Source organism: Enterobacter sp. SGAir0187, assembly GCF_002952735.2.
GTDB lineage: Bacteria > Pseudomonadota > Gammaproteobacteria > Enterobacterales > Enterobacteriaceae > Enterobacter > Enterobacter quasiroggenkampii.
The window spans coordinates 3,335,289-3,361,252 of the sequence record NZ_CP025034.2; the positions used below are offsets into that span (position 1 = coordinate 3,335,289).

Consider the following 25,964-nt stretch of genomic DNA (forward strand, 5'->3'; position numbering starts at 1 on the left):
TAGGCCAATCATGCCCTGAGCAAGGATCTCTGTTGCCGGGCGGCGATCCGCCCGGCTAGTCGTCACGCCTGACGCTTATCTTCCGTATTCGTCTCGAAGTCGCTCGCCGCGTGGCGTTCGTGGAGCTGCTCGTTCAGCTCGCCGCTGGTGCGGTTAACGATGCGTCCGCGCTTAACGGCATGGCGATTCGCCACGTCTTTCGCCCAGCGCTGCACGTTGGTGTACTTCTCTGCATCCAGGAACTCGGCGGCGTTGTACACGCTGCCCAGCGCCACGCAGCCGAACCATGGCCAGATGGCGATATCCGCGATGGTGTACTCCTCACCCGCCACGTAGCGACCACGCGCCAGCTGTTTATCCAGCACGTCGAACAGGCGTTTAGCTTCCATGGTGAAGCGGTCAATCGCGTACTCGATTTTCACCGGGGCATAGTTGTAGAAGTGGCCAAAACCGCCGCCGAGGAACGGCGCCGCGCCCTGCAGCCAGAACAGCCAGTTCAGCGTCTCGGTACGTCCCGCGGGATCTTTTGGCAGGAAGTGACCGAATTTTTCTGCCAGGTAGAGCAGGATATTGCCGGATTCAAAGACGCGCGTTGGCGGGTTCGTGGAGTGGTCACGAAGCGCCGGTATTTTCGAGTTCGGGTTCACCTCAACGAAGCCGCTGGAGAACTGATCGCCCTCGCCGATGCGGATCAACCACGCGTCGTACTCCGCGCCCGTCACGCCCAGCGCCAGCAGCTCTTCGAGCATGATCGTCACCTTCTGGCCGTTCGGTGTGCCCAGCGAGTAGAGCTGCAGCGGGTGCGAACCTACGGGCAAATCCTTCTCATGCGTTGCGCCGGAAATCGGACGGTTAATGTTGGCGAACGCGCCGCCGCCGTTCTTTTTCCATTCCCACACTTTGGGTGGCTGATACGTGTTGTCTGACATGTTGGCCTGCCTTTTGAGTGATGTGTTGAGGCAGTGTAGCAGGAGATTTGTGAAGCGTTTAACGAACTGAGCGTAATCGATCTGCCGCTATTCCTTCCAGCGCTTATATATATCAAATCCGGCATAAGCTTAATCGAAAATCGCATTTTCATAATTAATGCGTAAACCGATAAAGCTGCATATGATGCTTCAACATAAATAAAAGATGCAGTCATAAACACTTTATAAGGCAAGGAGTTAGTGAGATGCGCAAGCTTCTGTTATCGGCAGTGGTCGTTTCGCTCGCGTTAGGCCTGGCGGGCTGTGATGATGCGAAAAATAAAGAGACAAATACGGCCGCGGCGTCAAAAAGCGACGCGCCAAAAGCGGGCGGTTCGCTGATTATCGGTATTACCTCCGGCGACCCGTTAGCCGTTAATCCACTCTATGCCAGCGACCGCACAACGTTAACCATCATGCAGGCGTTGTATGCCCCGCTGTATAGCTTTAATAACGGCAAGATCGAGTGGGGCCTGGCGGAAAGCCTCACGCCCTCCGCCGACAACCTGAGCTACACCCTGACGTTAAAACCGAACCTGAAATGGCAGGACGGTCAGCCGCTGACGGCGGACGACGTGGTCTTTACGTTCAATAAGCTGCTGGATGCCAAACAGCACAGCTTTTTCCGCAGCATGTTCACCTGGGGCGATAAGCCGGTACAGGTAAGCAAGGTTGACGACCGCACCGTTAAGTTCACCTTACCGCAGGTTAGCGCCGCCTTTACCGGCACGCTGGTTCAGATCTACCCGATTCCGCAGCACGTGTTCGCAGGTGAAGGTGACCTGGAAAAGAGCAGCAAAAACGATGCGCCGGTCGGCTCCGGGCCGTTCAAGTTTAAAGAGTACCGCGCCGGGCAGTATTACGCCCTGACCCGTTTCGACGATTACTGGAACGGCAAAGCGAAGCTTGATTCGGTCACCTACCGTTTCGCCAAAGACAGCAACGCCGCCAACCTGGCGCTGCAAAACGGTGAAATCAACCTCAAGATGGTTGACCCGCAGGACGTGAACCGCCTGAAAAATACCGGTAAGTTCGACTTCGTGGTCTATCCGGAAGGCCGCCTGGCCTATATGACGTTCAACCAGAACGTGCCGGTGATGAAGAGCAAAGCGCTGCGTCAGGCCATCGCGTATGCCATCAACAAAGACGAGCTGACCCAGACCGCCTTTACCTCGCTGGACTACGCCAAACCGGCGACGTCCTTCCTCACGCCCGATACGCTTTACAAGACGGATGACGTCGAGCAGTACACATTCGATCTGCAAAAGGCCAAAGAGCGGCTTAAAGCATCCGGCGCGCCGGACAACCTCAAGCTGCGCCTGGCGTATGTGAACACCAACAAAACCCAGGAGAGCATGGCGCTCTATATTCAGCAGGCGCTGAAGGCTATTGGGGTGAACGTAGAGCTGATGCCGCTGGATTCCAACGCCATGTCCCAGCGCAGCCTCGATATGAACAACACCGCGTGGGAGCTGAACCTGGGCGGCTACATCATGGGCTCAGAGCCGGACGGTTACAAATCGCTGTTCATGAGCAACGAAGCCTATAACTACGCGCACTACAAAAATCCGCAGTTTGATGCCCTGTGGGATAAAGGCGCTGTGGAAACCGACGCTGCAAAACGTGCTGATATCTACAAGCAAATTCAGCAGACCGTGGCGAACGACATGACCTACTACCCAATCGCCTATACCAATGCGACCGTCGCGGTGGACAAGCGTTTTGGCGGCACCCAGGAAGCAGAGCCGAAGCCGGTCTATCTGTTCCAGGATCTGTCAAAAATCTATCAGAAATAAGTGATTGCCCCGGCCGTCAGGTCGGGGCCTTGGTAAGGGCACGTCGTGAACACACTCCTCACGCGTCGGCTGCTGCAGCTGCTGCCGATGCTGTTCTTTATTTCACTGGTGGCGTTTTTGCTGGTCAAGCTCGCGCCCGGCGATCCGGTGGCGGCGTACATCACGCCGCGTATGGCTCCGGAAGATATCGAACGTATTCGCCAGAGCCTGGGGCTGGATAAGCCCCTGGTCACGCAGTACGTCCTGTGGCTGAAAAATGTCCTGCAGGGCGATCTCGGCTATTCGCTGATCTACCACCGCCCGGTGCTGGAGATGATCGGCGAACGCATTCCGGCCACGCTGGGGCTGATGGGCGCGTCGCTGCTGCTGGCGATCGTGCTGGCCATCCCGCTGGGCCTGCTGGCGGGGGCATTTAAGCACCGCTGGCTGGATCACCTGCTTAATCTGTTCGCCTATATCGGCATCTCGGTGCCGATTTTCTGGTTCGGCATCTTGCTCATTACGGTCTTTGCCGTTCAGCTTAACTGGTTCCCCAGCATGGGGATGCGCACCATCGGCATGGAAGATAATGCGCTGGACGTGCTGCGTCACGGCGTGCTGCCGTGTATTGCCCTCACGTTCTACAACCTCTCCAGCTACGTGCGCTACATCCGCTCCAACACCATCTCGCAGCTCTCGGCCGACTACGTGCAGACCCAGCTGGCTTACGGCGCCACGCGTTCCAGCATTCTGTTCCGCCACGTGTTGAAAAACGTGCTGCTGCCGGTGATAACCCTGTTCGGCCTGTCGTTTGGTGAGCTGATCGTGGGGGCCTATGTGACGGAAAGCGTCTTCTCGTGGCCGGGGATGGGGCTGCTTGGGATCCAGTCGATCGCCTCGCTGGACTACCCGCTGATCATGGCGATCATCATGCTCTCGTCGATGATGCTGATCGTCGGTAACCTGATCGCCGATCTGCTTTATCGCTTCGCCGATCCCCGCATTCGTACGCTGAGGTAACCCGGATGAGCAGACGCTGGCAGCAGGTTCGTCACCAGTTGCGCCGCAATCGTCCGGCGCAGTTCTCCCTGTTTGTGCTTTTTATTTTCGTTGTCGCCTCGCTCTGTGCGGGGTTAAGTCCGTACGATCCGGATCGGATGGCGCTCGGCGCGCGTACGCTACCGCCGGATGCCGCACACTGGTTCGGCACCGACGAGTATGGACGCGACTACTTCACCCGCGCGCTGTATGGCGGCCAGATCTCCCTGATGGTCGGTTTTCTCGCCATGCTCTTTTCCACGCTTATCGGCACGGTGGTGGGAACGGTGAGCGGCTATTTTGGCGGCTGGCTGGATAACCTGATGATGCGCGCCGTGGATATCCTGATGGCCATTCCGGCCTTCTTCCTGCTGCTGGTGGTGAATGCGTACCTCAAGCCGGGCGTGGATAACATCATTCTGATCATCAGCCTGCTGACGTGGATGAACATGTCGCGGCTGGTGCGCGCAGAAACCTTATCGGTGAAAGAGCGCGAGTATGTGCTTTATGCCCGCGCGTCGGGGGAAAACCCGCTGCGCATCATCGTGCGCCACATTATTCCCGGCGTGCTGCCGACCATTATCGTGGCCGCCACGCTCAATATCGCCTCGGCCATTCTGATGGAGTCGACGCTCAGCTTCCTTGGGCTCGGCGTGCAGGCGCCTGCGGCATCGTGGGGAAGCATGCTCAACAACGCCCAGTCGTATATTGGCGAAGCGTCGTGGCTGGCGATGTTCCCCGGCATTCTGATCCTGCTGACGGTGTTCAGCTTTAACGTGCTGGGCGATGTGTTTCGTACCGCCTTTGAGCCAGGAGCGAATCGCGATGAGTAACCTGTTAGCGCTTGAGAACCTGCAAACCACGTTCCGTACCCGCGAGGGCGAGGTTCACGCGGTGCGTGGCGTGAGCTTTCAGGTTCAGCCGGGCGAAATCGTCGGCATTGTTGGCGAGTCGGGCTGCGGGAAAAGCGTCACCTGTAAGTCGATTATCCAGCTTCTGGGGAGCAACGGACGGATAACCGGCGGCAGCATCCGCTTCCAGAATGAGGACCTGGCGCAGAAAACCCCCGCGCAGATGCGTGCCATTCGCGGCAACGAGATCGCGATGATTTTCCAGGACCCGATGACCGCCCTGAACCCGGTGCTGACCATCGGCAAACAGATGGCAGAGATCCTGATGCGCAATAAAGGACTGACCAAAAAAGCGGCCAAAGCGGCGGCGATCGCCATGCTGGAACAGGTGGGGATTGCCGAGGCGGAACGCCGATACGACCAGTATCCCCACGAGTTTAGCGGCGGGATGCGCCAGCGGGTGATGATCGCCATTGCGCTCTCCTGCAACCCTAAGCTGCTTATTGCCGATGAGCCGACCACCGCGCTGGACGTCACCATTCAGGCGCAGATCCTGCGTCTGCTGAAAAGCCTGCAACAGCAGACCCAAACCGCGATTCTGCTGATCACCCACGATCTCGGCGTGGTGGCCCAGGTCTGTAGCCGCGTGGTGGTGATGTACGGCGGGCTGGTAATGGAAGAGGGGAGCGTGGAAGACATTTTTTATCGCCCTGCGCATCCTTACACCCAGGGGCTGCTGGCCTCGCTGCCGCGCCCGGATGAGGTTAATCAACGTTTATCGCCCATTGAAGGTTCGCCGCCTGGCCTGCTTAATCCGCCGCCGGGCTGTCCCTTCGCCGAACGCTGCCCGAAACGCATGCCCCAGTGTGAACGGCAGCCCGCTTTTTACGCCATGGGAGAGGGCCATCGCGCCGCCTGCTGGCTATGGGCCGATAAGGAGATTCAGGCATGAGTGAACAACAGGTGCCATTAGTGAGCGTGCGCGATCTGCGCAAACACTATCCGCTTAACGGCGGTTTGCTGCGTAAAGGCGCAGCGGTGAAGGCGGTTGATGGCGTGAGCTTTGATATCCAGCCCGGCGAGACGTTTGGCCTGGTGGGCGAGTCCGGCTGCGGAAAATCTACCCTCGGGCGCGCCATCCTGCGCCTTTTCGATATTACCTCCGGCGAGATCCACTTTGCCGGGCAGGCGATCGCTCACGCCCGCGAAAAAGAGCTCAAGCCGCTGCGTAAGCGGATGCAGGCGATTTTTCAGGATCCTTACTCCTCGCTTAACCCCGGTATGACGGTGCGACAGCTGGTGGCCGAGCCGATGCAGATCCACGGCTACAGCCGTGAAGAACAGCGCGAACGGACGGAAACGCTGCTCTACAAAGTCGGGCTGAAGCAGGAGCACCTTGAGCGGTTCCCGCATGAGTTCAGCGGCGGGCAGCGCCAGCGCATCAGTATTGCCCGCGCGTTGTCCGTGCGTCCTGAATTCGTGCTGTGCGATGAGCCGCTTTCGGCGCTGGACGTCTCGGTGCAGGCGCAGGTGGTGAATATTCTGCAGGACCTGCAGCAGGAGCTGGGGCTGACCTATCTGTTCATCGCCCACGATCTCTCGATGGTACGCCATATCTCCAGCCGCATTGGGGTGATGTACCTCGGTAAGCTGGTGGAGGTGGCTCCGGCGAATGAACTGTATCAGCGTTCGGCGCACCCTTATACCCGCGCGCTGCTGGCGGCGGTTCCCCAGCCCGACCCGCGCATTCGCAACCTCGAAGACGCAACCCTGCGCGGCGAAATGCCCGGCCCTACGTCCGCGCTGCCGGGCTGTAAGTTCTGCAGCCGCTGCCCGCATAGCATGCCGGTTTGCCAGACACAGGAGCCAGCGATGCAGGAGATCGCGCCAGGACATTTTGCGGCGTGCTGGCTGTTTTAAATGTTATTCACGCGTCGCGCAGGTGTATGATAAACGCTCCTCTGTCAGGTTAATTACAACGTGCAGACGACGACAACCTATAAAAATTGCCGCCTGCCTGTTTTAGGTTGGATACATGCGTAAAGGAACGTTAAGCAGTGATGCGCCATTCGGGACATTGTTAGGCTATGCGCCCGGTGGCGTGGCGATTTACTCTTCAAATTACGGCAGTCTGGACCCGCGAAACTATCCGGAAGATGCGGATTTCCGCAGCTATATCGGCAACGAATACATGGGCCACAAGTGGCAGTGTGTTGAGTTTGCCCGCCGTTTCCTGTTTCTCAACTATGGCTTCGTGTTTACCGACGTCGGCATGGCGTGGGAGATCTTCTCCCTGCGCTTTTTGCGTCAGGTGGTGAACGATAACATTCTGCCCCTTCAGGCTTTTGCTAACGGCTCAAAACGCGCGCCGCGCGCCGGGGCGCTGCTGATCTGGCAAAAGGGCGGCGAGTTTCATGAGACCGGCCACGTGGCGGTGATCACCCAGCTTCTGGACGATAAGGTGCGTATCGCCGAGCAGAACGTGATTCACTCCCCTCTGCCGCTCGGGCAGCAGTGGACGCGCGAGCTTCGCCTGAGCGTGGAGAATGGGCGTTATACCCTCCATGACACCTTCAACGACACGGAAATTCTCGGCTGGATGATCCAGACCGACGACACGGAACACAGCATTCCCCAGCCGGAAATCGACGGTGAACTGCTGAAAATCAGCGGCGCGCGGCTGAAAAACAAACGTCAGTTCGACGGCAAGTGGCTCAACGAAAATGACGCGCTGCAGCAGGCGTATGTTCGCGCCAACGGTCACGTGATCAACAACGATCCCTGTCAGTACTTCACCATTACCGAAAGCGCGGAACAGGAGCTGATCAAAGCCACCAACGAGCTGCACCTGATGTATCTGCACGCGACGGACAAGGTGCTGAAAGACGACAGTCTGCTGGCGCTTTTCGACATTCCGAAAATCCTCTGGCCGCGCCTGCGCCTCTCCTGGCAGTGGCGTCGTCACCATATGATCACTGGTCGTATGGATTTCTGCATGGATGAGCGCGGCATCAAGGTCTACGAGTACAACGCCGACTCCGCCTCCTGCCATACCGAGGGCGGGCTTATCCTTGAGGAGTGGGTGAAAAATGGCTATCGCGGCAACGGGCATAACCCGGCGGAAGGCCTGCTGGAAGAACTGACCGGCGCCTGGAAGCACAGCCACGCCCGGCCGTTCGTCCACATCATGCAGGACAACGATGTCGAAGAGGACTATCACGCGCTCTTTATTCAGCGTTCGCTGATGCAGGCCGGGTTCGAGACCAAAATCCTCCACGGGCTGGGGGCGCTCAGCTGGGATGCCGCCGGACAGCTGATTGACGACGAGGGGCGCCACGTCAACTGCGTGTGGAAAACCTGGGCGTGGGAGACGGCGATAGAGCAGATCCGAGAGGTCAGCGAAACCGAATACGCCGCCGTGCCGATCCGCACCGGACATCCTGAAGGCGAAGTGCGCCTCATTGACGTCCTGCTGCGCCCGGAGGTGCTGGTCTTTGAACCGCTGTGGACCGTCATTCCCGGCAACAAGGCGATTCTCCCGGTACTGTGGCAGCTGTTCCCGAACCACCGTTACCTGCTCGACACCGATTTTGAGGTTAACGATCTGCTGAAGCAGACCGGCTATGCCGTCAAGCCGATTGCCGGACGCTGCGGCAGCAATATCGACCTGATCAGCGCCCAGGACGAACTGCTGGATAAATCCAGCGGCAAGTTTGTCGACCGTAAAAACATCTACCAGCAGCTGTGGTGCCTGCCAAATGTCGACGGTAAGTACATTCAGGTCTGTACCTTTACCGTGGGCGGGAACTACGGGGGAACCTGCCTGCGCGGCGATGACTCGCTGGTGGTGAAGAAAGAGAGCGATATTGAGCCGCTGATCGTGGTTAAAGATAAGTAGCTCTTACCCGCAATAAAAAAGCCCCCACAGGATGCCCTGCGGGGGCTTTTCGTTACTGTTCTTCCTCTTCCTGCCCGTTGATCTTCAGATCGATGATGCGGCCAATCTGGTCATGATAGACCGTCAGCAGGTTGTACTGGCTCATCTCGGAGATGATCTGCGGTGAAACATTAAAGCTGCGGGCCAGCTCCTCCTGGTGAAAGTAGCCCGGCTGACGCCGCCTCACGTGGGCACGACGGCGATTGTACTGATACCACAAAATCAGCAGCCAGCCGTTGAGCGCGGCGAACAGCAGGTAGAGCAACACTGTATTAAAGGACGCAATAATGATGCCCCAGCGGTAGTCGCTCTCCTCGGTGAGCTGCATCCAGAGCCGGGCATACAGGAAAAACAGAAAGCCTCCCCACGCCACCAGCGTTAACGCGGCATCGAAAAGACGTGGCAACAGCCGATGTTCGGTCAGAATTAAGGTATTTTCGTTCATTAAATGCGTCCTTTTCCCCGGTCCGGACTGATCCAGCGCGCGCGGGCGCGCTGGCGTTTAAGCATGACTTTTGGAAATGCGACGAGGGTGGTGAACAGGCCAATCATCCAGTACACCATCGGGAACCAGATCACCCAGAAAAGCGAGCTGGCCACCTTCCGTTCATAGCGCCTCTCGATGTACAAACTGACGAGGAACTGCAGGAGGCACATCACGCCCAGCAGTAGCCCGGTAAACTCCGGTGGAAAGAGGCTCTCCACGGTCAGCCTGGCAGGAACAGGAGCGATATGGCTGAGAATAAATAACAGCACCGTCATGGCGTACGCGAAGGCCCACAGCGTTGACAGGGCATACTCAAGAAACAGGGGCCACATGCGGTGATGCTCCCAGCGCACAATCCTGCGAAGGTTGACCAGAAACACCTCCGCGCCGCCCTGGGCCCAGCGCAGACGCTGTTTCCACAGGCCCTTCAGCGTCTCCGGCATCAGGATCCAGCACAGCGCCCGCGGCTCGAAAAAGATATCCCAGTGGCGCAGCTGCAGCTTCCAGCTGATGTCGATATCTTCGGTGATCATATCCGGGCTCCAGTACCCGACGTCCGCCAGCGCCTGTCGGCGAAAGGCGGCGATGACGCCGGAGACGGTAAAGACCCGGCCATAGATCCGCTGCGTCCGCTTGATGAGCCCGATAATCGATGAGAACTCGCCCACCTGAATGCGGCCAATCAGCGTGGAGCGCGTGCGGATACGCGGATTCCCGGTGACCGCCCCGACGTGGGGATACTGAATCAGCGGGGCTACCAGATATGCTGCCGTATCGCGATCGAGCAGGGCATCACCGTCAATGCAGACCAGCAGATCGCCCCGGGCTGCCGCGGCGCCAGCCTTGAGTGCGACGGCTTTTCCCTGGTTTTCCGCGAGGTTAATCACCCGCAGGCGCGGCTGCTCCAGCGCCAGCTTCTGCAGCACCTGCGCGGTGTTGTCAGACGAGCCGTCGTTGATGGCGATAACCTCGATATTTTCATACCGCTGCTCCAGCGCGGCGCTAATCGTCTCCCGGGCATTTCGTTCCTCGTTGAAGCAAGGGATCAGAATGGAGATGAGCGGCTCACCGGCGAGCGTCGGGGCGGGCGTCTCTTTATCCCACGACCAGTGGCGTTCAAGCTGAAACCAGAAATAGAGCCCGCCGGTTATCCAGAGCACGGACATGAACAGCGGCCAGAAGAACACAAAATCCAGAATCAGCTCGCCGGTAAAGAGGGCGGCCACGCCTAAAGGCAACCCGAATACCAGACATAAAATGGAAAAGGCGATAATGCGATCAGTCATTGTCAGGGTACCAGTACGAAGAAAATACAGGCCTGATGCGTGAGATATCAGGTTGGTTGTTGATGAAATCATCGGGGTAGTAACCGTAGTTTTTGACGCCGTTCAGCTGGAGCACGCGCATCCACTGTGCCAGTTGGCTGTCGGAAACGGCGCGCTGCGGTTTCCGATCCCAGTCCCTGGCCTGCAGTTCAAAAATGGTTTTATCGAGCGCGCCGGGACGCGTGGCGACCGCTTTCACCAGACGCGCCAGCCAGGCATCGCTCTCGTCTGCCGGGACGGACTCCATCAGCGGCATAGCCATCGGCACCGTCCAGTCATACTCAGCCAGAAAATCGTCAAGATTCTGCGCGAACCACGCTTCGCTTTCGGGCTGCAGAATGGGTAAGGCGAACATGTTGCGCGCGGTTTTTATCTGCGGGCCACGGATATGCTTCACCGCGAGACTCAGGGCGTGGGTAAACCCGATAAGCGTCTGGCTTTTCTGACGTGTTGTGCTCTGAGGGCCATCGTCCACGTCCGTCAGCACCGCATCGTCATGGAATAAAATCCCGTTGAAGCTGGCATAGCGGGCCAGATCTTCATAGATGTCCGTCACCTGCTGGCGCACCTGCGGGTCCCACGGGGAGAGCCGGATATAGGGCTCGGTGGCCTCGCTCAGTTGGCCTGTCTGGCGATCCCGGCGCTGCACGCGCGGCAGAGCAGGATCGAGATCGAACGAGAGCACCGGCATCCACGCAAAGACTTTCACACCCGCGCGGGTTTGCAGCTGCCAGGAGACAAAATTAAAGAGATCGGCCCGGACCGGTAGTCGACGGTTGGGAAAATAGAGTGCCTTGATCCTGCCGTCGCCCTGCGGGTCGGCAAACGCCTGCAGGAAAACATGGCTGATTTTCATGTCGTAGACCCGCTGGATCAGCCTGTTGATATTTTGGGTCTGCTGGGCCGGATCGGGATCGTAAACGTAGTCGAGATCGACGTGCATGACGCGCACGGGTTCGCGCTCCTGAACCTGGCTGACCGTACTGGCAAATGCCTTGAGCGAGGGATTGCCGGCGATCAGCAGACGGGGGATATTGCCCAGCTCCTGCACGTTCCCCAGCCCGTCCTCAAGGGTAAAGGCCAGCTGGTAACCCTGCTGTCTGGCGATGGCGAGCGACGTGCCGTTGGCGGCACCATAGGGCCAGACCCAGGCGCGCGGCGCCTTGCCCGTTACCTGCGTGATTTTGTCAGTCACTCTGCGAACGTCATCGCCGATCCGCTGGTTGAACTGCCGATCGGTTTCATAGCGTCCCGTCGCTTTATCATAAAAGCGGTTGGCGATGGCCGGTTCGCGGCTGCCCTGCGGGTTAGCCGGAATGCCGTAATGCGAGGCCCAGGTATGCGATCCAATCTCAATTAGCGGAGACCGGCTTAGCTCGCGCACCATGTCCCACGTCGCGAAGCGATCGCGGGGTGTCATCAGACCGCCGAAGTTAACTTTTTGATTTTCCGGCGTATCCACCCAGCTGCCCACCGGCGCCCAGAGCGCAGGGACGTTCCACGCCTGAAGCAGCGGCCAGACGCGGGTGTAAAAGCTGCTGTAGCCGTCGTCAAAGCTGAGCAGAACGGCTTTGGGTGGCAGCGTTTTTTTCCCGTCATGGGCATCCAGAATGTCCTGCACGCTGATGACGTGATACCCGTTGTGCAGCAGCCAGCTTATCTGCTCGTTTAGCGCGCTGGTGCGCACGGAGAGGTAGCGCTGATCGGCGGCATCGTCTTCGACGTCGTGGTAGGCCAGCACCAGAAACTGGTTCTGCGGCCAGGGTTTGCTCGCCTCCAGCTGCGGCCGATCTTTGGGCGCAATAAACGAAAATACCTGCGCGCAGACGCTCGCGCTGAGGCAGAGCCAGCCGATGAGTATCAGGCTCGCGGAAAAACGTGTGTTCATCATCATCATCCTTAAAAGCGCAAAGTCGCATCAAACGTGACGGAGAGGCTGCTCTCGCGTTTGCCGTCGTAAGGGCGCTTGTCCCAGTTCAGCATCACGCCGGCGTCCATGACGTTGTTCCACTGAACGCGTTGTCCGTAACCCAGCAGAGCGATGGCGCCAGCGGACTGATTTTTCTGCCAGTAGCGACCGCCTCCCGCCACGAACTGCTGGCTCCAGAGGGTGTCGTAATGGCGATACATCTCATGGTCGACGGACAGGGCGGCCGTCACGGAGAGATCCCGCGCCGGGTTGTAATAGAGGGTGTCCCGCAGGCTGTTTTTGCTGGCAGCGATCCCCGGTTCGAGATCCAGCGTCAGGGACGGTGTCTGCCAGAGACGCTCCTTACCCGTGAGGGTGTATTCCTGTCGGCGGTTATGGTCCGAGAAGCGGCTGAGGGCGGCGTTGAACTGATATTCACGACGCTCGTTTTGATACCAGCGCACCCCGCCTTCCCCCCGGTTGGCGCTGATCCCGTTGCTTAACGCCCGCAGGGGCGTGGTGCGCGACAGGCGCTCAAGGCTGCCGCTGACCTGCCAGTTATCGGTGACAAAGTACGTTGTTGAGAGGCGAGCGCCCGGCTTGTTCGCTCCGTGATAGCGGTTGCTTGAGAGCTCGGCTTCGAGCTGGAGATCGCGTGGCCGCCATTCGATACCGCCCAACAGGTGACGGCTGGTGCCTTTGCCTTCATCGAAATTACCCTCGGCATAGCGGGTGCCGGCAAACAGCCGCCAGTTATCCGCTACGGGCGGGCCATAGAGCGTGGCGTCCCAGTTGAGGTCGTGCGTCCCGCTGACGGGGTTATCGGAGTGCAAACCCTTGCTCGCGTTGAGGCGCAGCTCGGACATATGGTGGACGGTGCGGAGCCTGTCCAGACGCCTGGCGCTGCGATCGCGCGGCGCGCGGGCGACGACGTCGTCAGCCAGTAAATCCATCTGCCGCCACTCCTGCAGATCCATGGCGACGTAAGCCTGCTGCTGCTCAAGTTCCAGATTCGAGGGCTCCAGCGCCTCCGCCATTTTCAGCGTTTGCTCGGCCGCGCGCGGCAGGCCCCGCGCCTGAAGCAGGGTGGCGTAGTCAATCTGTAACCCCTGATTGCCCGGCGCCGTCGTCGCCAGATGGTGCGCCAGCGTTTCGGCTTCCGGCAGGGTATTCGTCGCCAGCAAATAGTTAAAACGGAGCGACTGACCGGTAAGCCATCGATCGTTCGGCTGAGGGGTAGGGGAGCCAAAATCGTAACGGGTCCAGGGAACGTTGCGGGACTGGCGCTCTGCATACCGGCGGGCGGACGGATACTCTCCCGTATCCAGCCAGGCGTAGAAAAGCGCGTGCTCCTCGTCCTGCGCGTCGGAAGCGTATTGCGGATAGCGTTGCAGAAGCGCGAAGGCGGCGGCAGCGTTTTTCTCCTGCAGATATGCGGAGATCACCCAGCCGATTGCCCAGCCCGGCACCGGGTGCCGGGCTGCCGTCAGATCCTGATATTCGCTGTTGACCCGCGGGTAATCGGCATGAGCGTACAGGGCGCCGAGCCGGTCGATACGCGCAAGGACGACGTCTTCCGCCGCCTGCGGCTCGCTTTGCCAGCGAGAAAGCAGCGCGTCGTAACGATTCAGCGCAGATTGCGCAAGCTGCAGGCGCTCTTTTTCTGTTCTGCCTGGCACATCTGCAAGACGAACGCTTTCGGCTGCGGCATTCAGCTCAAGACGACGACGCTCCGCGGGAGACAGGATTACGCTTTGTGAAAGCAGGAGCGCGGGGGTATTGACCCGGTTATCCGTTAGCGCGTCGATCAGCTCGCGAAGAAGCGCGTGATTTTCTGGCGCGATATCCAGCGCGCGCGTGTCGGCTAAAAGCCGATCCCAGCTTTTTCCCTGGCGTTGCCAGACATACGCCAGCGTCTGAAGATGCGCCTGAGAGGGATTTTCCGCCACCAGCTGTCGGGCCTCCTGCAGGGCAAGCGTATCTTTACGGGCATCGGCCAGGGTTTTGATATAGCCAATACGATAATCGTCGTTATCCGGTTCAAGGCTGTGCGCTTCTTTCCAGAGCGCCAGAGCGGGCTGCCACGCTTTCTGATTTCGCCTGGCCTGTGCGACAGCCGCAACGCCGCGGGCGGGCAGCGGCATATAAATGCTGTAGCGCTGCCAGACCTGAATAACCTCGTCATCATGGCCTGCCCAGGCCGCCACCTGTAACCAGTCCGCAACGTGTTCAGGCGTCAGGGCATGCTGCTGCTGATAACGCTGAAGATAATCGAGAAACGACGTGTAATTACCATTACGCGCCTGTTGAATCTGTTGCTCATAAACGGATTCCGTCGCCTGAACCAGAACAGGAAAGAGCAATAACAGAAACAATAATGTTGAGGTGCGATAAAAGAATAATGTACTGAAGCCAAGCGATCTTTCCATATCTATTTGCCATTTGTTTTTCATGAATCCATTGCATAACACGGCTGCCTTTAAGCTCAGCGTAAAGGCCATAAATGAGAACATTAAATCTGAATGCAGTGATGTTACGTGGTACTTACTTAAAGGTAATTATGGATCCTCATCTCAGTAGACTGGATGGGAGGTAATGTACACCTGATATGTTGCCGGATAAATATGCTGAAAAGCGGCTGCGTAGTTTTGAGATAATTCTGTAATGAGCAGCTTTTTGTGTTTATTTTGAATTGAATTCTTAATTGCAATTCATTGAAATTTAATGGTTTTATTTTTATTGTGACAATTTTGTATATATTTTTAATGACGCTTATCTGCCTCAATTAAAGTACTTTCTGGTGCATGTTTGGGAAGTTTCATGACAAAAATTCTTAATGTTTAGAGAAGTGACTTTTCTGCGATTGTTTTTTATTTATAATTAATGCCAGCCATTGAATGATAGTCTACAGGAAGTCTTACTCATCAATGTGTGTATTGAGGGATGTCCAAAGCCAGAATACATTTATCGTTAATATAACAGCGCTATAAAACGAAGGCGGTCTTCTTTTCGCAGGATCGTTCTTGCTTTAATCTAAAAGGGATGGTTAGTGGCAACTTCAATAGTGTTAGTGACTCAGGATCGCTACCTTGTCAGGGGCATGCAGATATTTTTTCCAGATATTATCCTGCTCGATTCGATTGACAGAAACATATTTGATAACGATGCAGATGAATATTCTGTATTGATTGATAGTCGTTGTCCGCTCCGTTTATATGATTACCTGATACGCCATCCGGCCAGAACGAGAAAAACGATCTGCTGCGTTATGCTTGATATGCGCCACCGCGAGGAAAATCTGCTCAGTATGAAGCTGTTTATGAATACGTCGCTGACGGCGCCGGACATGGCCTCGCTGTTTAACCTGGTACTCAATATGAAGGGCCGACGCCTGACCACGAAGTGGCTGCTGAATTTACGGCTGAGCACGCATGAAACGATCATGCTGCGGTTGCTGAGAGCAGGGATGTCAATGGAGGAGATTGCAGGCGAGCTGAATACGTCGGTGAAAAGCCTCTACCGCAAACGGACGGCGCTCTCCGAACGGCTGAGGGCGGAGAACTTTAATGAGGCGTGTTTGTTTATCTTCAAAAACAAACTGCTGGGCACAGGTGGGAACGATCCCTAAAGTTGTCAGGAATTCAAAAGCAAAAAACCGCCACGAGGGCGGGTTCGTTAATAAGGTGCGTGGTAACGCGCTTATCTCGATACCGGCGGATGTAAGGTGGCAGAAAATGAGCGGGTGGCGGTTGGATTTTGGGGGAGAGGAAACGCATATTATAATGAAAAACGAATAGTATCTTCTGCTCTTTAACCCCGTTTATGAACTGCCTGAGGCTAAGCCAGGTGTTTTATCCTGAGCGGGTGATACCAGAAGGAGACTCCTGGAAGTGATTGAAAAATTTAAAAGGACGTTAGAAATGAATAAATATCTGTCTGGTCTGTGTGTTGTTTCTTTTTTTTATTTTTCTTCAATAGGTTACGCGCACTCTGCGGGTCTAAATAAAGTTCAGGTTAGTATCAAACCCAGCAGCGGTAATAGAGGATATATCCCGGTAATTTCTGATGCAGATGAAATCGAGCCTTCTGATTTCAGGGTGTCGGATCTACAGGAGATGCAGGATAGCCTGAGGAAGATGAAGTCCGACAACCGCAAAGTCGATGAGCTAACTCAGAAGGTTTCACAGCTTGAGAGAAAGAATTCTGAGCAGGAGAGTAAGATCGAGCGATTGCAAAGAAGCCTTGATGACATGAAGCGGAGCAACGACAACCTTTCAAATCAGGTCAGCAATTTATCCGGCAAAATTAAGTGATAAAAAAGAGCCACCGCCTGTATTAACTTACCGGGCTATTAGCGTAAGCGTGCCTGCATTAAAGCCACGCTTATCAGCGCCCAGAAATCGGCCGTAGCCATATAGCAAAAACCCAGCCATAGGCTGGGTTTTCTAAATAGTGGTGCCCGGACTCGGAATCGAACCAAGGACACGGGGATTTTCAATCCCCTGCTCTACCGACTGAGCTATCCGGGCAACGGGGCGCATTAAACCCGATCTGCCCGATGGCGTCAACGAAAAATGTTGTTTTCGTTACGGACTGCGCAATCTCTCACCATTTCGCCGCTTCCTTAAGCGAAAAAGTGCGTCCAGAGCGCGGAGAGCGGCATGGCGAGCAGCAGTGCGGGCAGCATGTTCACCACGGCAAACATCTTGATCCCACAGATGCGCAGCCCGGTAGCCAGCAGCAGCAGGCCGCCGACGGCGGTAAAGTCTGCCATCATCGCTGGCGTGGTGAGCGGAAGAATCAACGTGGCACAGGTGGCGAGCGCCAGCTGGATCAGCAGCATCGGGACGCAAATCGCCGCCACGGCAATGCCGAGCGTGGTGGCAAAAATGGTGGCGGTGAAGAAATCAAGAAACGCTTTTGCAATCAAAATGCTCGGGTCGCCCGTCATCCCTTCCTGCATCGAACCGAAAATCCCGGTGCCGCTGGCGCAAAACAGAATAATGATGGCGACATAGTTCTGAATAAACGTCTCGTGCGTGCCGTGTTTCGCCTTACCCGGTCGGGCTATCAGGTTTTTGGCTTTGCTCACCGCGCTGTTAATGCCTTTTTCCAGATAGCAAAATTCGCCAATCAGCGCGCCGAGCAGGGTGGCCAGCACCATCACCGGCAGGTTGGCGCATTTGACCACCAACAGAATACCGATCCCTAACGATGCCAGGCCGAATATTGAGGGCATGGAGGTGCGAATACGCTCCGGCAGCCGCTGGCTTAGCACTGCGCCGAGTACCCCGCCCAGCAATACGGCTCCTGCGTTGATAAATGGCCCGATAACCACAGTTAACTCCTGATATTTAATCATTGATATTGCATTATTATGGCACTTCAGGGCTGCGCGGGCCTTAGCTTTGGGTGGTTTCGTGCATACTGATTCCTTCTTGCACCTCAAAATAAAAGGTGACATTATTGCGCGAATTTTCTCCTCCCTGTCTCACCGTTCGGTGAGGGTAATTGCGCTTATGAAAACCATGAAAATCGCCGTCAGCCGCGAGCTGCTCTCAACGGTGTCTACGCACCGCGAAAAGGTGACGCTGGACAGCACGGATTTCACCGATGTGGCCGCCGTCGTCATGACGACGACAGAGAGTCGCAGCGGCATCCTTGCATTGCTGAAACGCACGGGCTTTCATTTACCGGTGTTTATTTTCTCTCAGGAGCCAACGGAAGCGCCTGACGGCGCCACCGCGGTCATCTCGGGTAAAGCTCAGGAGTTTCTGGAACTGGAGACTGCTGCCAGCCGTTACGAAGAGAACTTGCTGCCGCCGTTTTTCGACACCCTGAGCCAGTATGTGGAGATGGGCAACAGCACTTTCGCCTGCCCGGGACACCAGCACGGCGCCTTTTTCAAAAAACACCCGGCAGGGCGGCAGTTCTATGATTTCTTCGGTGAGAACGTATTTCGCGCCGACATGTGCAATGCCGACGTGAAGCTGGGCGATCTGCTGATCCACGAAGGGTCCGCCAAGCATGCGCAAAAATTCGCGGCGAAAGTGTTCAACGCGGATAAAACCTACTTCGTGCTGAACGGTACGTCGGCGGCCAACAAGGTGGTAACTAACGCGCTGCTCACCCGCGGCGATCTGGTGCTGTTCGACCGCAACAACCATAAATCGAACCACCACGGGGCGCTGATCCAGGCAGGCGCCACGCCGGTTTATCTTGAGGCCGCGCGTAACCCGTTTGGCTTCATTGGCGGGATTGACGATCACTGTTTTGACGAAGGCTATCTGCGGGACCTGATCCGCGAGGCGGCGCCGGAGAAAGCCGACGAGGCGCGTCCGTTCCGCCTGGCGATCATTCAGCTAGGCACCTACGACGGGACGATCTACAACGCCCGTCAGGTGATCGACAAGATCGGCCATCTGTGCGACTACATCCTCTTTGACTCCGCCTGGGTGGGCTACGAGCAATTTATTCCGATGATGGCGGAAACGTCCCCGCTGTTACTGGAGCTGAACGAGAACGATCCTGGGATTTTCGTGACCCAGTCGGTGCATAAACAACAGGCCGGATTCTCACAAACCTCGCAGATCCATAAAAAGGATAACCATATTCGTGGTCAGGCGCGTTTCTGCCCGCACAAGCGGCTGAACAACGCCTTTATGCTGCATGCCTCCACCAGCCCGTTTTACCCGCTGTTCGCCGCGCTGGATGTGAATGCCAAGATCCACGAAGGGGAAAGCGGGCGCAGGCTCTGGGCCGAGTGCGTTGAGCTGGGGATTGAGGCGCGTAAGGCGATCATTGCCAACTGTCATATGATCAAACCGTTTATCCCACCGGTGGTGGCGGGGCGGCCGTGGCAGGATCATCCGACGCACGCCATCGCCAGCGAGCTGCGCTTCTTCAGCTTTGAGCCGGGGGCCAAATGGCACGGGTTTGAGGGCTATGCTCACGAGCAGTACTTTGTCGACCCGTGCAAGCTGCTGCTGACCACGCCGGGCATCGATGCCGAGACGGGGGAGTACACCGATTTCGGGATCCCGGCGACGATTCTGGCGCACTACCTGCGCGAAAACGGCATCGTGCCGGAGAAATGCGACCTCAACTCGATCCTGTTCCTGCTGACGCCTGCCGAAAGCAGCGAGAAGCTGGCGCAGCTGGTGGCGATGCTGGGCCAGTTTGAACAGCATATTGAAGACGACACGCCGCTGGCGGACGTGCTGCCGACGATCTTCCAGAAATACCCGGTGCGCTACCGGGATTACACCCTTCGCCAGCTGTGCCAGGAGATGCACGATCTCTACGTCAGCTTTGACGTGAAGGATTTACAGAAGGCGATGTTCCGCAAGGAGAGCCTGCCTGAGGTGGTGATGAACCCGCAGGATGCCAACCAGGCATATATTCGCGGAGACGTGGAGCTGGTTCGCATCCGGGATGCCGAAGGGCGGATTGCTGCCGAAGGGGCGCTGCCCTATCCGCCAGGCGTGCTGTGCGTGGTGCCGGGTGAAGTCTGGGGCGGGGCGGTACAGCGTTACTTCCTGGCGCTGGAGGAGGGCATCAACCTGCTGCCGGGCTTCTCGCCGGAGCTGCAGGGGGTGTACAGCGAGAAGGATGCCGACGGGATTAAGCGGCTGTATGGATATGTGTTGAAGTAGACTCTCCCCCGAACGTAGGCCGGGTAAGCGTCAGCGTCACCCGGCGACTTGCCCGGTGGCGCAAGCTTACCGGGCCTACAATATAGCTTCAGGCTTCTGCGCGGCGGTACATCCTCCTCGGATGCCCAATCTTGCCGTACAGCATCTCCACGCTGAGAAACCCGGTCTCTACGCAGTGCTCCAGATAGCGGCGGGTGGTGGTTTTACTCAATCCCGTCTCGCTTACCACCTCATCCACAGTAAAGCAGTGCGTGGCCTTGTCGTTAAACAGCGACTGCACCCGCGCCAGGGTATTCTCCTCAATGCCCTTGCTGCCGTTGTCCTGGCGGTAGTTTTTCGCCTGAAGCTGATAGAGCGAATCGACGTTCTGCTGGTCGACAATCTTCCAGACGCGCTGCTGTTCGGCAAACTGCACAAACCGCTCCAGCGACTGGCTGAGCCGCTTCCAGGAGACGGGTTTGAGGATGTAGTCGAACGCGCCGTTGCGGATGGCCTGGCTGCAGGTGTCCATATCGCTGGCGGCAGTGATAAAAATCACCGAGCAGTTGGCGCGGGCCAGCATGGGGTTATTGATCAGCGAGATCCCTTTGCCGTCCGGCAGATAGTTATCCAACAGCACCAGCTGCGGCTGTTTGCTTGCAAGCTCTGCCTGGGCCGCAGCCAGCGACGAGGCAATGCCCACCAGCCTCAGGCGCGGATGCTTGCTTATCAGCTCCGCGTGCAGTTGCGCCAGTTCGTTCTCGTCTTCAACAATCAGTACGTCGATAAGTTCATGTTGCATAGTCGGTGTCTTCCAGTTGCCGGGCGGTTCCCGTGGCCGGGATAAACAGGGAGAAAATGGCGCCGCGCGGCGTATTATCGGCAACTTCTATCGCGCCGCCAGCCTGTGTGACATAGCTTTCGATCAGATACAGACCAATCCCATGATCGCCTCGCGTTTTGGTGGTGATGCCGCGTTCAAATATCCGGTCACGGATCGCCGGTGTAATGCCAACGCCCTGGTCGGCCACTTCAATGATCAGCTCCTGCTCGCTGAGTTTTATCAGCACTTCCACCGGCGCATGCGGAAGCGGCGACCGCTGTGTCGCTTCGATGGCGTTATCCAGCAGGTTACCAATAATCGAAATCAGCTCTTGCTCTCCCAGCGGTAGGAACGGTCTGTCCAGACGACAGGCCGGGTCGAAACTCAGTTCGACGCCTTTCTCCCGCGCGCGGGCGGCTTTGCCCAGCAGCAGGCCGCACAGGGTCGGGGAGCTGAAGCGCGAAGAGATAAAGTCCAGCAGCTCCTGGGCGTGTTCAGACTGCGCCTGAATATAGCCAATCGCCTCCTCATAGCGGCCCATATGCAGCAGACCGGACAGGGTGGTCATCCGGTTTAACTGCTCATGACGCATTATGCGCAGGTTATCGACATAGCGTTTGACCTGGCTAAGCTGGGCGCTCAGCGAGTCGATCTCGTTGCGATCGCGGAAGGTGATCACCCAGCCCTGCAGCGACCCCTCAAGCATGATGTGGACCCGGCTGGCAATCACCGTCAGATCGTTAAAACGGCAAATCTCGTCATGGGTATCTTTCGCCAGCATCGTCTGCGTGTCAAAGAACGGGACCGGATCGATCACCTGGCTTATCAGCTGCCCGCGCAGCTCACGGGCCGGCTGGCTCAGCCCCAGCAGCTTGCGCGCTGCCTGGTTGATCACCTCAATCCGCCTTTGATCGTCAATGGCAATCACCCCTTCATAAATAGACTCCATCAGCGCCTTCTGCTGGCGCACCAGCAGGCCGATCTCGCGCGGCTCAAGGGAGAAGATCTGCTTCTTAATACTGCGGGTAAAGAACCAGGAGAAGATAAAGAGAGCGATTAGCAGCAGCACGGCGGCAATCAGGATATTGACCACTTTACTGACGGTAATGGTGTCCAGGTAGCTGGTGAGATAGCCGACCGAAACAATGCCCACCACCTGTCCGGCAGCGTTGAAGATGGGGGCTTTACTGCGCAGCGAAATACCCAACCCGCCTTTGCGGATGGTGGTGGTGCTTTTACCCTGCAATACGGCTTCGTTGTCACCGCCTACCAGCGTGGTGCCCACTCTGTCGGCGAAGACGGAGTGAAAAAGATGCTGGCCCTTATTATCGCCAATCACAATAAAGCTGGCGTCACTGTGCGCAGACATCTTCTGCATAAAATCATGGATGACGCTGATATTTTTTTGTTCAACTTCATGTCGCAATGTTGGAATAAGTGCAATCTCTTCAGCCTGTATTTTGGCGCGCGTGCTCATTTCCTGATATAGCTGTTTCCCGACGTCGGCATAATAATATCCGCCCAGTAACGCAAAAAGCACTGAGAAAAAGGCAACCAGCGAAATAAACAACTTGATCTGGAAAGAGACTTTCATAACTATCACGCAAGGTAGCGACAAAGATCGCCAATATATCATCTTTTTTCGCGCGGACGTCCGCTTTGCCGAAAACTTGTGATCCCTTGCACAGCGGGCGCTGTAAAAGCGTTATCCAAAAGGCTAACGTGCTTTGGGTGGTATGAATAAATGTTATTTGTTTGTTCAATTCAGAAAAGAAACCATAAAAACCACGACAATAAATAAGGCATAAATCACATTAAATAAAAGAAACCATTAAAACCATAGCTGCCATTAAAACTTCGCTTTTAATATGCCATCCCTCACATAAAGTAAGCCTTTGTGACTCTAAGCTGAACGCACAAAATAACCAAGGGGCTTATTATGAGCACAACTGACGATTCTTTCTCTGTTACCCACGACCCGATTGAAATTCAGCGACCTTCGCTCAAAGAGCGCTGGTGGCATATTATGGATACCTGGAAAATCGGGATTATTCCTCTGCCGCTGTTCGTTCTGGCGGGGGCACTGATCGCGATTGATTGCCTGGGCGGAAAACTGCCGAGCGATATCGTGGTGATGGTGGCGACGCTGGCCTTCTTCGGCTTTGCCTGCGGTGAGTTTGGCAAACGCCTGCCGATTGTCGGCAAGCTCGGCGCGGCGGCGATTTGCGCCACCTTTATCCCTTCCGCGCTGGTCTACTACGGTTTGCTGCCGGACGTGGTGGTCGAGTCCACGACCAAGTTCTACAAATCCACCAACATTCTCTACCTCTACATCTGCTGCATTATTGTCGGCAGCATCATGAGCATGAACCGCACGGTGCTGATTCAGGGCTTCCTGCGCATCTTCTTCCCGATGCTGTGTGGCGAAATCGTCGGCATGCTGGTGGGGATGGGCGTCGGCCTGGCGCTGGGTCTTGAGCCGTTCCAGATCTTCTTCTTTATCATTCTGCCGATTATGGCGGGCGGCGTCGGGGAAGGGGCGATCCCGCTTTCCATCGGCTATGCCACCCTGCTGCACATGGACCAGGGCGTGGCGCTCGGCCGCGTGTTGCCGATGGTGATGCTCGGCGGTCTGACGGCGATCATCATCTCCGGCTGCCTGAACCAGCTCGGTAAACGCTACCCGCATCTGACCGGTGAAGGCCAGCTGATGCCTAACCGCGCCAATGCCGATGCCACCGTCTCTCAGCCTGCGTTCTCCGGCAAAGCGGACGTGACCACGATCGCCTCCGGCGCGCTGCTGGCGGTGCTGCTCTATATGCTGGGCATGCTCGGCCACAAGCTGATTGGCCTGCCTGCGCCCGTTGGCATGCTGTTTATGGCGGTGCTGGTGAAACTCTGCAACGGCGCCTCACCACGCCTGCTGGAAGGTTCTCAGGTGGTGTACAAATTCTTCCAGACCTCTGTGACCTACCCGATTCTCTTTGCCGTTGGCGTGGCCATCACCCCGTGGCATGAACTGGTGGCCGCCTTCACGCTGACCAACCTGCTGGTGATTATCAGCACCGTCTCCGCGCTGGTGGCGACCGGGTTCTTCGTCGGCAAAAAGATTGGTATGCACCCGATTGATGTCGCCATCGTCTCCTGCTGTCAGAGCGGACAGGGCGGTACCGGCGACGTGGCGATCCTGACCGCAGGCAACCGCATGAGCCTGATGCCATTCGCCCAGATTGCTACCCGTATCGGCGGGGCGATTAACGTCTCCATTTCTCTGCTGATTCTGGGCAACTTCCTCGTTTAAGTTTTCAGGAAAGAACAATGAAACTCGCAAGCTTTTTATACCAGGGAAAACGCAGCTACGGCATCGTGCAGGCCGACGGCGTGATTGATTTAGGCCGCCGTCTAGGCGACCGCTTCAGCGACCTCAAGGCGCTGCTGCAGGGCAACGGGCTGGCGCAGGCCACCCGCTACCTGAACGATGCCGTGGACGTGCCGCTGAGCGCCATCACCTTCTTACCGGTGATTGAGCAGCCGGAAAAAATCCTCTGCGTGGGCATGAACTACGCCGACAAGCGCAAGGAGTTTGACCAGCACAACCCGGCTCCGACGCTGTTTGTCCGCTTCCCGGATTCACAGACCGGGCACAACGAGCCGGTGCTGAAGCCGCGCCACTCCAGCGAATTCGACTACGAAGGCGAGCTGGCGGTGATCATCGGTAAAGGCGGGGAGAACATCAGTCGCGACGACGCCCTGCGCCACGTGGCCGGATACAGCTGCTACATGGACGGTTCCGCCCGCGACTGGCAGCACACCTGGTTTACCGCCGGTAAAAACTGGCGTCAGACCGGCGCGTTTGGTCCGTGGATGGCGACGGCGGATGAGATCCCCGATCCGCACCAACTGGCGATTCGCACCTGGCTGAACGGCCGCATGGTGCAGGAAGACAACACCAGCAGCATGATCCACAAGGTGGCGGAGCTGATCGAGTACATCAGCACCTTTACCCGCTTAAGTCCTGGCGACGTGATCATCACTGGCTCGCCTGGCGGCGTGGGTAAAAAGCGCAATCCGCCGCTGTTTATGAAGGAAGGGGATCGCATTGAGGTGGAGATCGAGCATATCGGCCATCTGAGCAACGTGATCGTGGAAGCGCCAGCCGTCGGGCTTGCGGCAGCACACTGAGTAAGGCGGCATGAACAGTCAACCCATCGATTTTCGCCACACGCTGATGGCGAAACATCCGGAACGCTTAAGTCAGATCCGTTATCTGCTGGCAGACAGCGGCCTTGGTCTGGACAACGACATCACGCTGTTCGTCGAAGCCTGGTCCGGCTCGCAGCTGGTGGGTTGCGCAGGGCTTGCCACCAACGTCATCAAGTGCGTGGCGGTTAACGAGCAGCTTCGCGGCGAGAACCTCAGCGCGCGGCTGCTGGCAGAGGTGGAACATGCGGCGCTGGCGCGCGGCCATTTTCACCTCTTCCTCTGCACCCGGCCTTGCAACCGGGAGCGCTTTGCCCGCAGCGGCTTTTGGCCGATTGCCCAGAGCGGGAATAACGCGGTGCTGATGGAGAACACCCCACAGGGGATCGCGCGCTACTGCCGTTCTCTGCGCACGAGTCGCAAGTGTGGGGAGAAGAGTGGTGCCATCGTGATGAACGCCAATCCGTTCACCCTCGGGCACCGCCATCTGGTGGAGCAGGCGGCAGCGCAGTGTGACGCCCTGCACCTGTTCGTGGTGCGCGAAGACGCCTCGTTCTTCCCGTTCAGCGCGCGCCTCGAGATGGTGCGCGCGGGCGTGGCGCATCTGCCCAACGTAGTGGTGCATGAAGGCTCGCAGTACATCATCTCCCGCGCCACGTTTCCGGCCTACTTCCTGAAGGAGACCGGCAAAGTGCAGCAGGCGTGGAGCGAGATCGACGTGCTGATCTTCCGGGACTTTATCGCCCCGGCGCTCGGCATTACGCACCGCTTCATCGGCTCGGAGCCGTTCTGCGATATCACCCGCCAGTACAACCAGACGCTGCACGACCTGCTGGCCTCGCATATCGAGGTGGTGGAGATGCCGCGCATCAAGGCCACCGGCAACGCCATATCGGCGTCCGAAGTGCGCCGATTACTGAAGACACAGCAGTTTTCCCGGATCCGGGAGATTGTCCCGGACTCCACCTTCGCGCATCTCGAAACGCATTACCGTGCGGGTGCGGAAGTCGCTTAACT

At 57.2% G+C, this 25,964-nt stretch carries 20 protein-coding genes and 1 tRNA gene; 12 read left to right on the forward strand and 9 right to left on the reverse strand.

Annotation, left to right across the window (positions count from 1 at the left end; genetic code table 11):
* Positions 1 to 62: 62 nt before the first annotated feature.
* Positions 63 to 929 carry a glutathione-dependent disulfide-bond oxidoreductase gene (gene yghU / locus CWR52_RS16145; protein WP_104950117.1) on the reverse strand — a complete coding sequence of 289 codons (867 nt, stop codon included), beginning with the start codon at positions 927 to 929 and terminating at the stop codon, positions 63 to 65.
* 245 nt (positions 930 to 1,174) lie between these two features.
* Here yghU and CWR52_RS16150 point away from each other — a divergent pair, with 245 nt between their 5' ends.
* The 6 genes from CWR52_RS16150 to gss all read left to right on the forward strand — a co-directional run bounded on the left by CWR52_RS16150 (position 1,175) and on the right by gss (position 8,530).
* Entirely contained in the window at positions 1,175 to 2,764 is a 1,590-nt protein-coding gene (locus tag CWR52_RS16150; RefSeq protein ID WP_104950118.1) for an ABC transporter substrate-binding protein, read from the forward strand.
* Positions 2,765 to 2,809: 45 nt separating this feature from the next.
* Positions 2,810 to 3,763: an ABC transporter permease gene (locus CWR52_RS16155; protein WP_008499794.1), complete on the forward strand. Its 954-nt coding sequence runs from the start codon at positions 2,810 to 2,812 to the stop codon at positions 3,761 to 3,763.
* Positions 3,764 to 3,768: 5 nt separating this feature from the next.
* Positions 3,769 to 4,614, forward strand: coding sequence for an ABC transporter permease (locus tag CWR52_RS16160; protein ID WP_104950119.1), 846 nt, complete (start codon positions 3,769 to 3,771; stop codon positions 4,612 to 4,614).
* Positions 4,607 to 5,584 carry an ABC transporter ATP-binding protein gene (locus tag CWR52_RS16165; protein ID WP_104950120.1) on the forward strand — a complete coding sequence of 326 codons (978 nt, stop codon included), beginning with the start codon at positions 4,607 to 4,609 and terminating at the stop codon, positions 5,582 to 5,584. The genes CWR52_RS16160 and CWR52_RS16165 overlap by 8 nt, the downstream gene beginning before the upstream one ends.
* A complete protein-coding gene (locus CWR52_RS16170; protein WP_104950121.1) occupies positions 5,581 to 6,552 on the forward strand; it encodes an ABC transporter ATP-binding protein in 972 nt (323 codons plus the stop codon). The genes CWR52_RS16165 and CWR52_RS16170 overlap by 4 nt, the downstream gene beginning before the upstream one ends.
* A 115-nt stretch (positions 6,553 to 6,667) precedes the next feature.
* On the forward strand, positions 6,668 to 8,530 hold the full coding sequence (gene gss, locus CWR52_RS16175) for a bifunctional glutathionylspermidine amidase/synthase (protein ID WP_104950122.1): 1,863 nt from the start codon (positions 6,668 to 6,670) through the stop codon (positions 8,528 to 8,530).
* Between the two features lie 52 nt (positions 8,531 to 8,582).
* On the opposite strand, the gene pgaD is transcribed toward gss, so the two are convergent.
* From pgaD to pgaA, 4 genes are read right to left on the reverse strand one after another with little or no spacing between them, the layout of a single operon-like run.
* Entirely contained in the window at positions 8,583 to 9,014 is a 432-nt protein-coding gene (gene pgaD / locus CWR52_RS16180) for a poly-beta-1,6-N-acetyl-D-glucosamine biosynthesis protein PgaD (protein WP_104950123.1), read from the reverse strand.
* Entirely contained in the window at positions 9,014 to 10,342 is a 1,329-nt protein-coding gene (pgaC, locus tag CWR52_RS16185; protein ID WP_104950124.1) for a poly-beta-1,6-N-acetyl-D-glucosamine synthase, read from the reverse strand. The genes pgaD and pgaC overlap by 1 nt, the downstream gene beginning before the upstream one ends.
* A complete protein-coding gene (pgaB, locus tag CWR52_RS16190) occupies positions 10,335 to 12,272 on the reverse strand; it encodes a poly-beta-1,6-N-acetyl-D-glucosamine N-deacetylase PgaB (RefSeq protein ID WP_104950125.1) in 1,938 nt (645 codons plus the stop codon). The genes pgaC and pgaB overlap by 8 nt, the downstream gene beginning before the upstream one ends.
* Positions 12,273 to 12,280: 8 nt before the next feature.
* Positions 12,281 to 14,719, reverse strand: a complete 2,439-nt coding sequence (gene pgaA, locus CWR52_RS16195; protein ID WP_104950937.1) for a poly-beta-1,6 N-acetyl-D-glucosamine export porin PgaA — start codon at positions 14,717 to 14,719, stop codon at positions 12,281 to 12,283.
* A gap of 671 nt (positions 14,720 to 15,390) precedes the next feature.
* Between pgaA and CWR52_RS16200 the strand changes: the two genes are divergently transcribed.
* Together CWR52_RS16200 and CWR52_RS16205 are read left to right on the forward strand one after the other, a co-directional pair.
* On the forward strand, positions 15,391 to 15,918 hold the full coding sequence (locus CWR52_RS16200) for a LuxR C-terminal-related transcriptional regulator (protein ID WP_167467799.1): 528 nt from the start codon (positions 15,391 to 15,393) through the stop codon (positions 15,916 to 15,918).
* 262 nt (positions 15,919 to 16,180) lie between these two features.
* Positions 16,181 to 16,603 carry a hypothetical protein gene (locus CWR52_RS16205; protein WP_252152162.1) on the forward strand — a complete coding sequence of 141 codons (423 nt, stop codon included), beginning with the start codon at positions 16,181 to 16,183 and terminating at the stop codon, positions 16,601 to 16,603.
* Between the two features lie 140 nt (positions 16,604 to 16,743).
* Here CWR52_RS16205 and CWR52_RS16210 read toward each other — a convergent pair.
* Together CWR52_RS16210 and CWR52_RS16215 are read right to left on the reverse strand one after the other, a co-directional pair.
* Positions 16,744 to 16,819 (reverse strand) — tRNA-Phe (locus CWR52_RS16210).
* 95 nt (positions 16,820 to 16,914) lie between these two features.
* The gene (locus CWR52_RS16215) at positions 16,915 to 17,628 is read right to left on the reverse strand and encodes a DUF554 domain-containing protein (RefSeq protein ID WP_032653359.1); all 714 of its coding nucleotides are present in this window, start codon (positions 17,626 to 17,628) and stop codon (positions 16,915 to 16,917) included.
* Between the two features lie 181 nt (positions 17,629 to 17,809).
* Between CWR52_RS16215 and CWR52_RS16220 the strand changes: the two genes are divergently transcribed.
* Positions 17,810 to 19,945: an ornithine decarboxylase gene (locus CWR52_RS16220; RefSeq protein WP_104950127.1), complete on the forward strand. Its 2,136-nt coding sequence runs from the start codon at positions 17,810 to 17,812 to the stop codon at positions 19,943 to 19,945.
* 88 nt (positions 19,946 to 20,033) lie between these two features.
* Here CWR52_RS16220 and CWR52_RS16225 read toward each other — a convergent pair whose 3' ends face one another.
* Positions 20,034 to 20,726: a response regulator gene (locus CWR52_RS16225; protein WP_008499779.1), complete on the reverse strand. Its 693-nt coding sequence runs from the start codon at positions 20,724 to 20,726 to the stop codon at positions 20,034 to 20,036.
* On the reverse strand, positions 20,716 to 22,341 hold the full coding sequence (locus CWR52_RS16230) for an ATP-binding protein (RefSeq protein ID WP_104950128.1): 1,626 nt from the start codon (positions 22,339 to 22,341) through the stop codon (positions 20,716 to 20,718). The genes CWR52_RS16225 and CWR52_RS16230 overlap by 11 nt, the downstream gene beginning before the upstream one ends.
* A 345-nt stretch (positions 22,342 to 22,686) precedes the next feature.
* On the opposite strand from CWR52_RS16230, the gene CWR52_RS16235 reads away from it, so the two are divergent.
* The 3 genes from CWR52_RS16235 to citC are packed head-to-tail and all read left to right on the forward strand — an operon-like array spanning position 22,687 to position 25,962.
* Positions 22,687 to 24,048, forward strand: coding sequence for a 2-hydroxycarboxylate transporter family protein (locus CWR52_RS16235; RefSeq protein WP_021242090.1), 1,362 nt, complete (start codon positions 22,687 to 22,689; stop codon positions 24,046 to 24,048).
* Positions 24,049 to 24,065: 17 nt separating this feature from the next.
* Positions 24,066 to 24,929, forward strand: coding sequence for a fumarylacetoacetate hydrolase family protein (locus tag CWR52_RS16240; RefSeq protein ID WP_104950129.1), 864 nt, complete (start codon positions 24,066 to 24,068; stop codon positions 24,927 to 24,929).
* A gap of 10 nt (positions 24,930 to 24,939) precedes the next feature.
* Positions 24,940 to 25,962 carry a [citrate (pro-3S)-lyase] ligase gene (gene citC, locus CWR52_RS16245; RefSeq protein ID WP_104950130.1) on the forward strand — a complete coding sequence of 341 codons (1,023 nt, stop codon included), beginning with the start codon at positions 24,940 to 24,942 and terminating at the stop codon, positions 25,960 to 25,962.
* The last annotated feature ends 2 nt before the right edge of the window (positions 25,963 to 25,964 follow it).

Coding starts and splice junctions, on each gene's coding strand:
- CWR52_RS16170 (WP_104950121.1), top strand. CDS start 5,581: ATGAGTGAACAACAGGTGCCATTAGTGAGCGTGCGCGATCTGCGCAAA.
- CWR52_RS16200 (WP_167467799.1), top strand. CDS start 15,391: ATGCAGATATTTTTTCCAGATATTATCCTGCTCGATTCGATTGACAGA.
- CWR52_RS16240 (WP_104950129.1), top strand. CDS start 24,066: ATGAAACTCGCAAGCTTTTTATACCAGGGAAAACGCAGCTACGGCATC.
- pgaB (WP_104950125.1), bottom strand. CDS start 12,272: ATGATGAACACACGTTTTTCCGCGAGCCTGATACTCATCGGCTGGCTC.
- pgaC (WP_104950124.1), bottom strand. CDS start 10,342: ATGACTGATCGCATTATCGCCTTTTCCATTTTATGTCTGGTATTCGGG.
- CWR52_RS16165 (WP_104950120.1), top strand. CDS start 4,607: ATGAGTAACCTGTTAGCGCTTGAGAACCTGCAAACCACGTTCCGTACC.
- CWR52_RS16150 (WP_104950118.1), top strand. CDS start 1,175: ATGCGCAAGCTTCTGTTATCGGCAGTGGTCGTTTCGCTCGCGTTAGGC.
- CWR52_RS16220 (WP_104950127.1), top strand. CDS start 17,810: ATGAAAACCATGAAAATCGCCGTCAGCCGCGAGCTGCTCTCAACGGTG.
- gss (WP_104950122.1), top strand. CDS start 6,668: ATGCGTAAAGGAACGTTAAGCAGTGATGCGCCATTCGGGACATTGTTA.
- CWR52_RS16160 (WP_104950119.1), top strand. CDS start 3,769: ATGAGCAGACGCTGGCAGCAGGTTCGTCACCAGTTGCGCCGCAATCGT.
- yghU (WP_104950117.1), bottom strand. CDS start 929: ATGTCAGACAACACGTATCAGCCACCCAAAGTGTGGGAATGGAAAAAG.
- pgaA (WP_104950937.1), bottom strand. CDS start 14,719: ATGGAAAGATCGCTTGGCTTCAGTACATTATTCTTTTATCGCACCTCA.
- pgaD (WP_104950123.1), bottom strand. CDS start 9,014: ATGAACGAAAATACCTTAATTCTGACCGAACATCGGCTGTTGCCACGT.
- CWR52_RS16230 (WP_104950128.1), bottom strand. CDS start 22,341: ATGAAAGTCTCTTTCCAGATCAAGTTGTTTATTTCGCTGGTTGCCTTT.
- CWR52_RS16235 (WP_021242090.1), top strand. CDS start 22,687: ATGAGCACAACTGACGATTCTTTCTCTGTTACCCACGACCCGATTGAA.
- CWR52_RS16225 (WP_008499779.1), bottom strand. CDS start 20,726: ATGCAACATGAACTTATCGACGTACTGATTGTTGAAGACGAGAACGAA.
- citC (WP_104950130.1), top strand. CDS start 24,940: ATGAACAGTCAACCCATCGATTTTCGCCACACGCTGATGGCGAAACAT.